Source organism: Lacinutrix himadriensis (genome assembly GCF_001418105.1).
In the GTDB taxonomy this organism is placed as follows: Bacteria; Bacteroidota; Bacteroidia; order Flavobacteriales; family Flavobacteriaceae; genus Oceanihabitans; species Oceanihabitans himadriense.
Genome location: NZ_LIQI01000005.1, coordinates 54411 through 68133 on the forward strand (window position 1 = coordinate 54411; position 13723 = coordinate 68133).

The window sequence follows — 13723 nt, forward strand, 5'->3', positions numbered from 1 at the left end:
GTAATTATTAGAATATTAGTTGTTAGTTACTGTGAATTTTCCTGTTTCTACACTTGGGAAATCTACTTCGGTTTCTGCAATGTGATTTACATAGTTGGTAAGCGTATTAGAAACTACGTTTAAAACGATTTCTAAAATATCCCCATCGGTATAACCTGCTTCTTTTACTGCTTGAATAGCCTCTGTAGATACTTGTCCTCTGTTTTTAGTTACGTCTTGCGCAAATTGCAAACCTGCTTGTGTTTTAGCATCTGCAGCAATTGCTTGTCTGCTTAATTCGGTTTGCTCTTGCGTTAAACCGTTCATTTTACCAATTGCTGTGTGTGCAGATAAGCAATAGTTACATGCATTTTCTTCGGCAATTGCTAATGCTAATTGTTCTCTAAATTTGTTGCTAAAGTTTCCACTTCCTGTTAACTCTCCTAAACTTAAATAGGTTTGTAAGGTTGCTGGCGAATTACCAAATACTTTAATTAGGTTTGGAATAAATCCTAATTTATTCTGTACTGCATTAAATAATTCTTTTGATTTTCCTGTAGTTGTTTCTGGATCTAATGTTTCAATTCTTGTGCTCATAATATTTGTTTTTTTATTTTAATAATGTTTGTTAGAAGGCTTTTTTCTTAATACCAAAAACTTCTCGATACTATTTTTTCGTGCCTCAAAAATCACTCGAAGTGACCTTGTTTTGTTTACTCTTGACTTTTACAATCGCAAATTTTATTGTCGGGTTGTTTTTCGTCGTATTCTTGAAATCCCCAACAATTTGGACATTGTATATTTTGTTCTGTTTTCATAATTTTTGATTAGTTATTAATTACACTGCAAAGATGCGACAGGAATACGCTTTGAAAAATGGACAAAAGTTCCTTATGCTTGGACATGCCTATTTTATTATGCTTTTGAAGCATAAAAACCTATAATTATTGCGTGAAGGATGGAAGTGGCATCCTTTTTTTGCTGCCATATATGGCAAAAAAAGATTTAACGTACAGCCTGACCTTTATGGTCACGCCAAAAAAATTAATATTCTTTTTTAAACTGAAGTGGTGATTTTAAGGTTCCTTTTTTAAAGAATCTTGTAAAGTAGGCAGCGTCATTGAAACCTAAATTGTAGGCGATTTCTTTTACCGAATCATTAGAGTAGATGAGTTGGCGTTTGGCTTCGAGGATAATTCTGTTTTTAATAAAATCGCTTGGTGTTTGACTTCCTATTTTATTAAAATGTTTGGTTAACGATTTTGGGGAAAGTCCTAATCTATTGGCATAATCGGTTACACTGTGCAACTTTTTATAGTTTTGCTCAACCAATACGCTAAAGTCTTTAAAGAGTTTGGTTTCTACGTCTTCTTTAATAGTAAGGTGTTGTTTTTGCACGCGAACGGCATGAATAATGAATTGCTTTAAATAGGTTTGCAGCATATCATATTGCGCAGCTTCGTTGGTTTTAAATTCCTCAATTAAACCTTCTAATATAAAATCTAGTTTCTGGGTGTCACTGGTACAAGGCTTCACAAAAGGAGTTTCGTAGACATTATTAAAAAGAACGCCATTGCAAGCGACTTCTTTATCGTGGGTTTGAATGCAGTAGAAATCTCGAATAAAAGATATTTTGTAGGCTTCTTGAATTTTTTCAGAATCTACAGCAAACACTTGACCAGGAGATAAAAAGAACAGCACGTTATCTTGAAAATCATAGCTTTCAAAATCGATATTATAGGTGCCTTTTCCTTTTTTAATCCAATAGATATTATAGGCATCTACTTGTTCTGGCTTATTAAAAACGCAGGCTTTTTCAAATTGAACAACGCTCAATGAAAATATATCTTTATACGAATATCTTGTGATGTCCTGCTCTGCCATGTGGTACCTATTGGTTCGTTATGGCTTTAGTCGTAAAAGTTTTGAAATTTAACAATATAAACCCAAAAAAAGCTGGTAGCACCCAACCTAAGCTATGACTTGCAAACGGAATACTTGAAATTACTTGTGTTAAATCTGTGGAAGGGCTTAAAAAATTAAGCACATCTGGAATACTAAAAATAAAGGTTAGTAAAACCACTACTCGAAATACGGTTTTGGAAGCAAATCTATCTGGGATTGCGTTTAGTAAAATGAGCACAATAGTTATTGGATAAATGAATAATAGCACTGGTAATGCAATGACGATTATAGAATTAAAATCTAACTGGCCAACCACCACACCAATCACACATGCCAACACTGCTGTAATGACATACACGGTTTGCGAATCTTTTATTAATCCTTTAAAATAATCTGCTGTTCCGGTTACAATACCTACTGCCGTTGTAAAGCAAGCCAATGCAATGAGCACGCTTAAAATAGTATTACCAAAAGTCCCCAATGCTTTTTTACTAATTCCTGTTAACAGATTTGCGCGTTGCATATCACTACTTAATGTGCTATTCACATCTATTTCAGATCCATAAAAAGCACCAACAGCAATAAGCCCAGCGTAAATAACGAAGAGTCCAAATCCTGCGATAAATCCCGATTTTTTAATCAGTTCCTTTTTAGCTTCAAAAGAATCTTTAACTTTTAAATTAATAGATATAATAATTACTGCTCCAACAACCACTGCTCCAATAGCATCAAAGGTTTGATAACCTTCTAGAATTCCGTTTACAATTGGCGCTTCAAATTGCGAAGGATTAGTAAGCATTTGTGAAGAGAACAGACCAATACCAATTACCAAAAGCAACATAATCACTATAAATGGGGTTAGGTATTTACCAATAAGGTTTAATATTTTAGACCGATTTAATGCAAATACTAACACCAAAATAAAATAGATACTACTCGTTAGTAAAGGGGAAGTATTAAAGTTTGGATGTATTGCAATTTCATGAGTAGCTGCTGCAGTACGTGGTGACGGAATTGCAACGGCAACTATATAAATAAGCACACAATAAATAAGACTAAAAGCTGGGGACACTTTTTTACCAAAATCATACAAAGTACCTTGTAATTTGGCATGTGCATAAATACCTATTATAGGAATTACTACCGCAGTAATTACAAAACCTATAATTACCCAAAACCAATTCTCACCTGCCTGATACCCCAAAAGTGGTGGCAATAGTAAATTTCCTGCTCCAAAAAACAACGAAAACAAGGCAAAGCTTGTAATTAATAATTCTTTAGTTTTATTCATATTCTATTGCTGTAAAAGGAAATGTATTATTTTAAATATAGAGTCGCAATTTATTACAAACCCTTAATTATCTTTGCACAATATAGTTTAAATATGATTTTAGATCACAAAGGCATAAATATTTTTTACACAGATCAAGGTGCAGGTACAGCTATTGTTTTACTACACGGTTTTCTAGAAAACAGTACGATGTGGAATGCCTTTTTACCAGAACTCACCAAAAGAAACCGCGTAATTTGTATCGATTTGTTGGGTCACGGAAAAACACCTTGCTTAGGATATGTGCATACCATGGAAGACATGGCTGAAGCTGTTCTTGCTGTTTTAAATCATTTAAAACTAAGAAGGTATTATATGACTGGCCATTCTATGGGTGGATATGTTGCTTTGGCTTTCGCCGAAGAAAACCACAAAAACTTAAAAGGGTTATGTCTAATGAACTCTACTTATGAAGCCGATGATGACGAACGCAAACTACTTCGTGCTCGAGCCAACAAGATGATACAAACCAATTTTAATAATATGGTACGTATGTCTTTTGCTAATTTATTTAGTGAAAAAAGCAAAACAGTATATAAAGCGGAATTTGATGCTGCTTTAAAAGAAGCTCTAAAAACTCCTGTTCAAGGATATATTGCTTGTCAGGAAGGTATGCGACTAAGACCAAACAGACAAGAAGTATTTCAGTCTTTAGAGGGTAAAAAAATGATCCTTATAGGAAAAAATGATCCTGTAGTGGATGGAGAAAAGTTAATTAAAGAGACAAAAAACACCCAAATTAACACGGTAGTTTTTAGCGAAGGACACATGAGTCATATAGAAAACCCAATCCAACTTTTAAAAGAAGTAATGCATTTCGTCGAATAAATCGTGCGTTTCACCGTTTATATGATTTTTTTTTATTACGTTTACTATAACCAAACGCTAATAAAATGAATACACCTACCACCAAACCTGCTTTTATTCCTAATTTAGTTTGCAATATTTTTGGACACAAATATGAAGTTTCCAAAAAAGTAACTTACCATGTAAAAGAGTACCAGTGTGCCAATTGCAAAAAACAAATGACTACGAATAGTAATGGCAACTTAATTCCGTTAACTCCTAAATTTGTACAAATCAACTCTGTTTTAGAACGCATATACAACAGAAAAATAATGCGTTTACAGGAAAAATCTTACGCTTCATCGATTAACTAAGTAATTATTAAGTAAAAACTATAAAATCCTCTAACTTACTTAGCTCTAAACTAGCTAATTAAATTCTATGAACACTATTCAATGTAGCGTTTTTGGTCATGACTTTATAGTTTCAAAAGATATCACAGCACATGTGAAAGAATATCAATGCAAACGTTGTAAAAAACAAATGACAACAAGTGCTAACGGCAACTTGATTCCGCTTACCCCTCAGTTTCAGAAAATCAATTCTGTTTTAAAAAAAGTTCATCATAAAAAAGAAAAACGAAAAGAATTTATTCTTGATCGTTAAGCGAGTTCCAACCTTGCGCTTGTAATGGTATTTTAGTTTCTCCTCTAGTTACTAAATGCATTCCTACGTTTGGTTCTGTCATATAACCAATTACCGTAAAATTAGGATTTGCTTTAATTTTAGGATAGTCTTCTTGCGAAATCGTAAATAGCAATTCATAATCCTCACCGCCACTTAAAGCAACCGTTGTGCTATCTAAATTAAATTCTTCGCAAGTAGAAATTACTTGAGGATCTAATGGTAATTTGTCTTCATACAAATCGCAACCCACATTACTGTGTTTACATAAATGCATAATTTCAGAAGATAAACCATCACTTATATCTATCATAGAAGAAGGCTTCACTTCTAAATCTTTAAAAAGTTTTACAATATCTTTTCTAGCTTCCGGTTTTAATTGTCTTTCCATAATATAAGCGTAAGGCTCCATATCTGGTTGGCTATTCGGATTTACCAAAAACACTTGCTTTTCGCGTTCTAAAACTTGTAATCCCATATATGCACCACCAATATCACCAGTCACAACTAGTAAATCGTTTGGTTTTGCACCACTTCTATACACAACATCTTCTTTTTCAACTTCGCCAATAGCAGTAATAGAAATTAATAATCCAGAAGTAGATGAAGTAGTATCTCCTCCTACTACGTCCACCTCGTAAATTTTTGCCGCAGTTTCAATTCCTGCATATAATTCTTCTAAAGCCTCTAAAGGAAAACGATTAGAAACCGCAATAGACACTGTAATTTGAGTGGCATTTGCATTCATAGCAAACACGTCTGATAAATTAACAACAACCGCTTTATAACCTAAGTGTTTTAAAGGCACATAGCTTAAATCAAAATGCACACCTTCTACTAATAAATCGGTAGTAACTACAATTTGTTTATTCTTAAATTCTAAAACTGCAGCATCATCTCCAATTGCTTTAATTGTTGATTTATGTGAAATTTCAAACTGAGAAGTTAAGTGGTCAATTAATCCAAATTCTCCTAAATCACTTAATGCGGTACGTTGTTGATTTTTATCTTCTATCATGCTGCAAAAATAAGAAGCTTAAAATAAATATATACCATAATATTAAATAAAACAGCATTTAAAAGTGGCTATAGATAAATACACTAAAAGGGAACCAAAAATAGTTTTAACAGTAAGTGCAAGTTTTTTGTAGATAATTCTCCTAAATTTGCTCTAAAAGCTGAAAATATTATAATAAATTTCTATTATGCCCAAATTCATGAAGAAGAGACTCCTTTTAAAAACAATCTTTGTAATTACCTTATTGACTCCTTTAATGCATTCTTGTGATAACGAGCCAGTAGACGCTATAATTATCCAAGATTCTGATGGAGACGGAATACCTAATAATTTAGACAACTGTATTACTATTGCAAATCCTGACCAAGCAGATGATGATAATGATGGTATTGGTAATACTTGTGATGATGTTACCACTACTCCTTTATTTGAATGTATTAATGGTATGGCTGGTGAATATCCTTGTGACGGATATGATTTAATGGCACATATTCCTGTTTCTGTTTTAGCCAACACAATGGGAAATCCTGAAGGAAGTGATATTTGGGGATGGACAGATCCTTTAACAGGAAATGAATATGCACTTATAGCAATGACAAACAGTACTGCTTTTGTAGATATTACAAATCCTACTTTACCCGTTTTTCTAGGAAGATTAGATACTGCTGATGGTGCAAATTTTTGGAGAGACGTAAAAGTATATAACGACCATGCTTATATTGTAGCAGATGGTAGTCAAAACTTAAATCATGGTATGCAAGTATTTGATTTAACGAAATTAAGAAATGTGACAAATCCTCCTATAAATTTCACATCAGATGCACATTATACCGAATTTGGAAGAGCCCACAACATTGTTATTAATGAAGATTCTGGCTATGCATACGCAGTAGGCTCTAACACCTTTGGAGGTGGTGCTCATTTTATAAATATTCAAAATCCAACAAACCCAATAGCAGAAGGTGGTTTCAATGGCTACTCTCATGACGCACAAGTTGTAACGTATACGGGTCCTGATTCTGATTATTTTGGACGTGAAATTTTAATAGGAAGCAATGAAAATGAAGTAGTAATAGCAGACATAACAGATAAAGCTAACCCTGTTACTATTTCTACAATTGCGTACAACAATATTGGTTATACACATCAAGGTTGGTTTACAGAAGATTCTCGTTATTTTATTCTTGGAGATGAAATCGATGAAATGCAATTTGGTAACAACACAAGAACCATTGTATTTGATTTTAATGATTTAGATAATCCTGCTTTACATTTAGATTATTTCGGACCAACTGCAGCCATAGATCATAATGGTTATGTAAAAGGAAACACTTATTTTCTAGCTAACTATACTGCAGGATTAAGAATGATTGATATTACAAATATTGCTTCTGGTACAATGACCGAAACTGGTTTTTTTGATACACATCCAGAAAACAATAGTACAAGTTTTAATGGTGCCTGGAGTGTTTATCCGTATTTTTCAAGCGGAAACATTATCATTAGCGATATAGAAAGAGGACTATTAATAGTAAGAAAAAGTGAATAACAAAACACATATTGTTTTAACCCTAATAGTAAGCCTTACCTTTATTTTATTAAATAGCTGTACCTCGGATGATGATGCAGCTACCTCAGAAAATCTAGGTGAAATAGATGCTATTACTACATTTGGTGGAACAAAAAACGAAAGCGCACAATCGGTTGTAAGCACACAAGATGGAGGTTATGCTGTACTTGGTCACACCCAAAGTATGGACTTTGACATCACAGATAAACCAAATGAAAGCTATGATTATTGGGTTTTAAAATTTGATGCGGAAAACCTATTACAATGGAACAAAACCTATGGAGGTACTGGAGATGACAGAGGAAACACCATTATTCAAACTACAGATGGAGGTTTTGCAATTTTAGGACAAAGTGCCAGTAATGATGAAGATGTAACCCAAAATAGCGGCGCAAAAGATTACTGGCTAACAAAACTAGATGCCGTTGGGAATATTATTTGGGAAAAATCTTTTGGATATTCAGGAGTAGATGTTGGTATTTCACTATTGCAAACCAATGACAATGGCTACTTTATAACTGGGATTCTCGATGTTTCGGCTTCTGGTGGAGCTGGAAACACAAAACATGCAGGAGGCGATTATTGGGCCATTAAATTAGATGCAACTGGAAATACATTATGGAGTAAGTATTATGGAGGATCTTATACCGATACACCTCATGATGCCCTTGAAACCAATGATGGTTACATTATTGTTGGTTCTTCAGATAGTGATGATGTAGATATTAATAACAACAAAGGAACGTATGACTTTTGGGTTGTAAAAATAGACACCACAGGAAATATTATTTGGGAAAAATCTTTTGGTGGATCGGGAATTGATGAAGCTTGGGCCATCACAAATACGAATGATGGAAACTACCTGGTAGTTGGTGATACCAGAAGTAATGACCAAGATGTTAGCAATTTACTTGGAGCTGCAGATCTATGGATTATAAAAATATCTCCTGATGGGGATTTAATCTGGGAAAAAACAATGGGTGGATCCAGTTTTGATGCTGGTCGTTCTATCTCAAAAACACAAGACAATGGTTTTATAATTTCTGGAAGTTCCAGAAGTGTTGACGGCGACTTAAATGCGAACAATGGTCAAAATGATGCTTGGGTTTTTAAAATAGATAACAATGCGAATATAAGTTGGCAAAAAACAGTTGGTGGTACAAACATAGATTTTGCTTATGATGCAATACAACTACAAAACCAATCTTTTGTTGCTGTTGGAGAATCTAGTAGTGATGACGCAGATTTAACAAATAATAAAGGTTTCACAGACCTGCTAATAATAAAAATAAAATAATTATGAAAAAGATTTTAGCGCTAGCTTTCTTCTCTATTTTATGCTTTTCATGTGCGGAAGACACAGATGATAATATAAGTAAAAATGTTTCCGCAGCATTTAAATTTACACATAGCTGGAACGATACACCAGTTACAAATTCCGACTTCAATAGCATCCAATTCACGAATGCTAATGGGGAAGAAATGAGTATCGAAAAATTACGTTATTTGGTCTCTAACATTAGATTTGAAAAAGCAAACGGAGAAATACAAAACACCAGTGGTTATTTTCTAATAGATGTAACTAATGATGTCAATTTATTTTTTCAACCGTATACACCAATCCCAAAAGGAGAATACACCAATGTTATTTTTACATTTGGATTTAATAACGAAGACAATTATAGCGAAACGTACACCGATTTAAATTCAGAATCTTGGAACGTTCCAGACATGCTTGGTGGTGGCTATCACTACATGCAATTGGAAGGTAAATTTATAGACAATACAGCTACCGAAACAGGTTATGCATATCACGCCATTAGAGCTGTAGATAATTCAGATCCTGATAATTTACTTTTTCAAGATACCTTTATCGATGTAGAATTAGGTCCGGTTTCCATAACAAAAGACCTAACTTTTAATATAAATATGAATATTGCCGAATGGTTTAAAAACCCGAATTTATGGGATTTAAATACATTACACAATATGATGATGCCAAATTTTAATGCACAAGTAATGATGTTTCAAAACGGACAAAATGTATTTTCTTTGACTGAAATTTCAGAATAAAAATGAAGCATCGGTTTATATATAGTATTCTTTTCGTGTTCTGTTTGTCTTGTTCTAATGAGCCTTCAGACCTAAACATATATATACCAACACCTAGTCCGTTACAAATTCCGCAAGTATTCGAAGACCGTATTATTCCTCCAGTAATTCCAATAAATAATCCGCAAACGGAGGAAGGAATCGCGCTAGGAAAAAAACTTTTTTTCGACCCTATTTTATCCGCAGACAATACGCAAGCATGTGCCTCTTGCCATAATCCAGGGAATGCATTTACAGATCCAGATAGGTTTAGCGTTGGTGTAGATGGCAGTATAGGTACACGTAACTCGATGCCTCTATTTAATTTAGCGTGGAATTATGACGAAAAATTCTTTTGGGACGGACGTGTTTTCAGCCTAGAGCATCAAGCACTAGAACCTGTTACAAACCCAATAGAAATGAATGCTACCTGGGAAACGGTAATCTCCAAATTAGAACAACACCCAGAATATCCGCAATTATTTGAAGAAGCATTTGGCGCTAGTCCAATCACGAAAGAATTAACCACAAAAGCACTGGCACAATTTGAACGGACTTTAATTTCTTCAGACTCTAAATTCGATAAACATTTATTAGGAGAAGCAACGCTTACGCCTCAAGAGACAAACGGATTAAACGTTTTTATGGATGAAACCAAAGGAGACTGTTTTCATTGTCATGGAAATCCTAACAACCCACTTTGGACAGACAATATTTTTCACAATAATGGTTTAGACGCAACATTTACAGACCTTGGCTTAGGGGAAGTATCCGGAGACCCAGCAGATAATGGAAAATTTAAATCGCCTTCGCTTCGTAATTTATTATTTACAGCGCCATACATGCATGATGGTCGTTTCAACACTTTAGAAGAAGTCATTAATCACTATAGCGAAGGCTTACAAGATTCCCCAACCATAGATCCATTAATGAAAAAAGTGAATCAAGGTGGTGTACAACTTTCAAATTCAGATAAAGCAGACCTAAAAGCATTTCTTTTATCACTTTCAGACCCTTCATTCACTACCAATCCTGCTTTTATCAATCCATAGATTTTTCTTATAAAAACATCACTAATATAATGTAAGCTTATATGGAAATCCATGACTTATATTGTATATTTGCACTCTATTTAGACAAAATCTATTTAATAATATGATAAAAGTATCAGAAATAGCTAAGAAGAAAGTTATAGAACTTATGACCGATGAAGGCTACAATGCAACAACAGACTACGTTCGTGTTGGTGTAAAAAGTGGAGGTTGCTCTGGTTTATCTTATGATTTAAAATTTGATAAAGAAATACAAGAAGAAGATAAAATGTTTGAAGACAACGAAGTAAAAATTATTGTCGACAAAAAAAGCTTTTTGTACTTAATAGGAACAACACTAGAGTATTCTGGAGGATTAAACGGAACAGGTTTCGTGTTTAATAATCCGAATGCCAATAGAACTTGTGGTTGTGGTGAATCTTTTTCGCTATAATCCAACTAAATCTTCCGTTTAGGAAGGCTTTAAAATTAAATTTTTGAATATGTCAAAATACACAGAAGACGATCTAAGAGAAGAACTAAAAACCAAGGAATATGAATATGGTTTTTTTACAGATATTGAATCTGAAACATTTCCTATTGGTTTAAATGAAGATATTGTGCGCGCTATTTCTAAAAAGAAAAACGAACCACAATGGATGACAGATTGGCGACTAGAAGCCTTTAAGGTTTGGAAAGAAATGGAAGAACCAGATTGGGCAAATGTAAACTATACAAAGCCAGATTTTCAAGCTATTGCGTATTACTCTGCTCCTGTTGCTGTAGATCCTAACAAAACATTAGACGATGTAGATCCAGATCTATTAGCGATGTATAAAAAGTTAGGAATTTCTGTAGACGAACAAAAGAAAATGAACAATGTCGCAATGGATATTGTTGTAGATTCTGTTTCGGTTGCTACTACTTTCAAAAAAACACTAGCAGAAAAAGGTATTATTTTTATGCCAATTTCTGAAGCAATACAAGAACATCCAGAACTGGTAAGAAAATATATTGGTACTATTGTTCCAACAACAGACAACTTTTATGCGGCTTTAAATTCGGCAGTATTTAGTGATGGTTCTTTTTGTTACATCCCAAAAGGCGTAAAATGCCCAATGGAATTATCTACTTATTTCAGAATCAACCAAGGAGGAACCGGACAATTTGAACGCACATTATTGGTTGCAGACGAAGGTAGTTATGTATCGTACTTAGAAGGTTGTACTGCGCCAAGTCGTGATGAAAATCAATTACACGCAGCCGTTGTAGAGCTTATTGCTTTAGACGATGCAGAAATTAAATATTCTACAGTACAAAACTGGTATCCTGGAAATGATAAAGGTGTTGGTGGTGTTTACAATTTTGTAACCAAACGTGGTTTATGCGAGAAAAACGCAAAAATCTCTTGGACACAAGTAGAAACAGGATCTGCGGTAACTTGGAAATATCCTTCATGTATCTTAAAAGGAGACAATTCGGTTGGCGAATTTTATTCTATTGCGGTAACTAATAATTACCAACAAGCAGATACTGGAACCAAAATGATTCACTTAGGGAAAAATACCAAGTCGACTATTATATCCAAAGGTATTTCTGCAGGTAAATCACAAAACTCATACAGAGGTTTAGTACATGTTAGCGCTCGCGCAGAAAACGCACGTAACTTTAGCCAATGTGATAGTTTATTAATGGGGAATGAATGTGGCGCACACACATTTCCATACATTGAAGCAAAAAATAAAACAGCACAAATAGAACACGAAGCGACGACAAGTAAAATTGGAGAAGATCAAATTTTCTATTGTAACCAACGTGGTATTGATACCGAAAAAGCCATTGCATTAATTGTAAACGGTTTTAGTAAAGATGTATTGAATAAATTACCAATGGAATTTGCTGTAGAAGCACAAAAGCTTTTAGAAATTTCTCTAGAAGGAAGTGTAGGATAATTGTCATTCCTGCGAAGGCAGGAATCTTATAAATTGAATTCAAAATATATTAAATTAAGTTTATTTTCAAATTTAAAAAAATGAAAAAATTAGTATTCTTATTAGTATTAGCGGTAGCATTTACAAGCTGTAAAAACGAAGCAAAAAAAGACAACACAGAAACTACCGAAACAGAAGATGGTAGAACCGAAAAACAAAAGGATGGCTTAACCTTACTTAAAGGGGAGTTTGTATATTATGCAGATGCTGCAGTATTACAAACCAAAAACCAGATTTATGGTGTTATCTTAAACGATAAGGTTACAGAATTAAACAAAAAAGCCAAAGACTTTAAAAAAGAAGATACAGACTTCGTATTGATAGAAGTTAGAGGTGAAATTAAATCAAAACCAGAAGGAGAAGAAGGTTGGGATAATCAAGTAGATATTAAAGAAATACTAAATATTTCTGCTATCGATACGCAAGCAGAAAACGTTGTAAAATTAGGTACAAAATAATTATGTTAAAAATAAACAACTTACACGCAAGTGTAGAAGACAAGTCTATTTTAAAAGGAATTAATCTAGAAGTAAAAGCTGGTGAAGTACACGCTATCATGGGACCAAATGGTTCTGGTAAGAGTACTTTAGCTTCTGTAATTGCAGGAAAAGAAGAATATGAAGTTACCGATGGAAACATTCTTTTAAACGGTGAAGATATCGAAGATCTTGCAGCAGAAGAGCGCGCACATAAAGGTGTATTTCTTTCTTTTCAATATCCTGTAGAAATCCCTGGAGTTTCTGTAACCAACTTTATTAAAACGGCTATCAACGCTAATCGTAAAGCAAAAGGTTTAGAAGACATGCCTGCAAAAGACATGTTAAAAATGATTCGTGAGAAATCAGAATTATTAGAAATAGATAGAAAATTCTTATCTAGATCTTTAAACCAAGGTTTTTCTGGTGGAGAGAAAAAACGTAATGAGATTTTTCAAATGGCAATGCTAGAGCCTAAACTTGCTATTCTGGATGAAACAGATTCAGGTTTAGATATCGATGCATTACGTATTGTAGCAAATGGAGTAAACAAATTGAAAAGCGAAGACAATGCTGTGATTTTAATTACGCATTACCAACGTTTATTAGATTATATCAAACCAGACTTTGTACACGTTTTATACAATGGTAAAATTGTAAAATCGGGAACTGCTGCTCTAGCGCATGAGTTAGAAGAAAAAGGGTACGATTGGATTAAAGAAGAAGTGAACGCTTAAATTAGTTTGCAGTATTCCGTCGCAGTTTGCAGTTGCTTACTCGTATAAGACTACTCCAATTTAATAGCTTTCAAAAAAGTATAAATAGTAAACAGCTTACTTTCGTATTTTCAAAATTACTGAAA

15 protein-coding genes are annotated in these 13723 nt (G+C 33.8%); 11 read left to right on the forward strand and 4 right to left on the reverse strand.

The window, feature by feature from the left end; translation table 11 throughout:
• Window positions 1-15: 15 nt before the first annotated feature.
• The 3 genes from AMD28_RS00285 to brnQ form a co-directional block, all read right to left on the reverse strand.
• Entirely contained in the window at window positions 16-576 is a 561-nt protein-coding gene (locus AMD28_RS00285) for a carboxymuconolactone decarboxylase family protein (RefSeq protein ID WP_055442167.1), read from the reverse strand.
• Between the two features lie 447 nt (window positions 577-1023).
• Window positions 1024-1863: a helix-turn-helix domain-containing protein gene (locus tag AMD28_RS00290; protein WP_055442168.1), complete on the reverse strand. Its 840-nt coding sequence runs from the start codon at window positions 1861-1863 to the stop codon at window positions 1024-1026.
• A gap of 7 nt (window positions 1864-1870) precedes the next feature.
• Window positions 1871-3175, reverse strand: a complete 1305-nt coding sequence (brnQ, locus tag AMD28_RS00295) for a branched-chain amino acid transport system II carrier protein (protein WP_055442169.1) — start codon at window positions 3173-3175, stop codon at window positions 1871-1873.
• A 93-nt stretch (window positions 3176-3268) separates the two neighbouring features.
• On the opposite strand from brnQ, the gene AMD28_RS00300 reads away from it, so the two are divergent.
• The 3 genes from AMD28_RS00300 (at window position 3269) to AMD28_RS00310 (ending at window position 4666) form a co-directional block, all read left to right on the forward strand.
• A complete protein-coding gene (locus AMD28_RS00300; RefSeq protein ID WP_055442170.1) occupies window positions 3269-4042 on the forward strand; it encodes an alpha/beta fold hydrolase in 774 nt (257 codons plus the stop codon).
• A gap of 65 nt (window positions 4043-4107) precedes the next feature.
• The gene (locus AMD28_RS00305; protein WP_055442171.1) at window positions 4108-4374 is read left to right on the forward strand and encodes a hypothetical protein; all 267 of its coding nucleotides are present in this window, start codon (window positions 4108-4110) and stop codon (window positions 4372-4374) included.
• Window positions 4375-4441: 67 nt separating this feature from the next.
• Window positions 4442-4666: a hypothetical protein gene (locus tag AMD28_RS00310; RefSeq protein ID WP_055442172.1), complete on the forward strand. Its 225-nt coding sequence runs from the start codon at window positions 4442-4444 to the stop codon at window positions 4664-4666.
• On the opposite strand, the gene thiL is transcribed toward AMD28_RS00310, so the two are convergent.
• Window positions 4650-5702, reverse strand: coding sequence for a thiamine-phosphate kinase (thiL, locus tag AMD28_RS00315; RefSeq protein ID WP_055442173.1), 1053 nt, complete (start codon window positions 5700-5702; stop codon window positions 4650-4652). The genes AMD28_RS00310 and thiL overlap by 17 nt on opposite strands.
• A 199-nt stretch (window positions 5703-5901) precedes the next feature.
• Here thiL and AMD28_RS00320 point away from each other — a divergent pair, with 199 nt between their 5' ends.
• From AMD28_RS00320 to sufC, 8 genes are all read left to right on the forward strand, one after another.
• Window positions 5902-7251 carry a choice-of-anchor B family protein gene (locus AMD28_RS00320; RefSeq protein ID WP_083478203.1) on the forward strand — a complete coding sequence of 450 codons (1350 nt, stop codon included), beginning with the start codon at window positions 5902-5904 and terminating at the stop codon, window positions 7249-7251.
• Window positions 7244-8569, forward strand: a complete 1326-nt coding sequence (locus AMD28_RS00325) for an aryl-sulfate sulfotransferase (RefSeq protein WP_241492406.1) — start codon at window positions 7244-7246, stop codon at window positions 8567-8569. The genes AMD28_RS00320 and AMD28_RS00325 overlap by 8 nt, the downstream gene beginning before the upstream one ends.
• Before the next feature lie 2 nt (window positions 8570-8571).
• A complete protein-coding gene (locus AMD28_RS00330) occupies window positions 8572-9345 on the forward strand; it encodes an MbnP family protein (RefSeq protein WP_055442174.1) in 774 nt (257 codons plus the stop codon).
• 2 nt (window positions 9346-9347) lie between these two features.
• Window positions 9348-10415 (forward strand): cytochrome-c peroxidase, encoded by a 1068-nt coding sequence (locus AMD28_RS00335; RefSeq protein ID WP_193787275.1) that lies wholly within the window; start codon window positions 9348-9350, stop codon window positions 10413-10415.
• Between the two features lie 103 nt (window positions 10416-10518).
• Entirely contained in the window at window positions 10519-10848 is a 330-nt protein-coding gene (locus AMD28_RS00340; protein WP_055442176.1) for a HesB/IscA family protein, read from the forward strand.
• A gap of 49 nt (window positions 10849-10897) precedes the next feature.
• Entirely contained in the window at window positions 10898-12346 is a 1449-nt protein-coding gene (gene sufB / locus AMD28_RS00345; protein ID WP_055442177.1) for a Fe-S cluster assembly protein SufB, read from the forward strand.
• Window positions 12347-12426: 80 nt separating this feature from the next.
• Window positions 12427-12843, forward strand: a complete 417-nt coding sequence (locus AMD28_RS00350) for a hypothetical protein (protein ID WP_055442178.1) — start codon at window positions 12427-12429, stop codon at window positions 12841-12843.
• Between the two features lie 2 nt (window positions 12844-12845).
• Window positions 12846-13598, forward strand: coding sequence for a Fe-S cluster assembly ATPase SufC (sufC, locus tag AMD28_RS00355; protein ID WP_055442179.1), 753 nt, complete (start codon window positions 12846-12848; stop codon window positions 13596-13598).
• The last annotated feature ends 125 nt before the right edge of the window (window positions 13599-13723 follow it).

Excerpts from the sequence above, each read along its gene's own strand:
- AMD28_RS00285 (WP_055442167.1), bottom strand. The coding sequence starts at position 576 with ATGAGCACAAGAATTGAAACATTAGATCCAGAAACAACTACAGGAAAA.
- AMD28_RS00290 (WP_055442168.1), bottom strand. The coding sequence starts at position 1,863 with ATGGCAGAGCAGGACATCACAAGATATTCGTATAAAGATATATTTTCA.
- brnQ (WP_055442169.1), bottom strand. The coding sequence starts at position 3,175 with ATGAATAAAACTAAAGAATTATTAATTACAAGCTTTGCCTTGTTTTCG.
- AMD28_RS00300 (WP_055442170.1), top strand. The coding sequence starts at position 3,269 with ATGATTTTAGATCACAAAGGCATAAATATTTTTTACACAGATCAAGGT.
- AMD28_RS00305 (WP_055442171.1), top strand. The coding sequence starts at position 4,108 with ATGAATACACCTACCACCAAACCTGCTTTTATTCCTAATTTAGTTTGC.
- AMD28_RS00310 (WP_055442172.1), top strand. The coding sequence starts at position 4,442 with ATGAACACTATTCAATGTAGCGTTTTTGGTCATGACTTTATAGTTTCA.
- thiL (WP_055442173.1), bottom strand. The coding sequence starts at position 5,702 with ATGATAGAAGATAAAAATCAACAACGTACCGCATTAAGTGATTTAGGA.
- AMD28_RS00320 (WP_083478203.1), top strand. The coding sequence starts at position 5,902 with ATGAAGAAGAGACTCCTTTTAAAAACAATCTTTGTAATTACCTTATTG.
- AMD28_RS00330 (WP_055442174.1), top strand. The coding sequence starts at position 8,572 with ATGAAAAAGATTTTAGCGCTAGCTTTCTTCTCTATTTTATGCTTTTCA.
- AMD28_RS00335 (WP_193787275.1), top strand. The coding sequence starts at position 9,348 with ATGAAGCATCGGTTTATATATAGTATTCTTTTCGTGTTCTGTTTGTCT.
- AMD28_RS00340 (WP_055442176.1), top strand. The coding sequence starts at position 10,519 with ATGATAAAAGTATCAGAAATAGCTAAGAAGAAAGTTATAGAACTTATG.
- sufB (WP_055442177.1), top strand. The coding sequence starts at position 10,898 with ATGTCAAAATACACAGAAGACGATCTAAGAGAAGAACTAAAAACCAAG.
- AMD28_RS00350 (WP_055442178.1), top strand. The coding sequence starts at position 12,427 with ATGAAAAAATTAGTATTCTTATTAGTATTAGCGGTAGCATTTACAAGC.
- sufC (WP_055442179.1), top strand. The coding sequence starts at position 12,846 with ATGTTAAAAATAAACAACTTACACGCAAGTGTAGAAGACAAGTCTATT.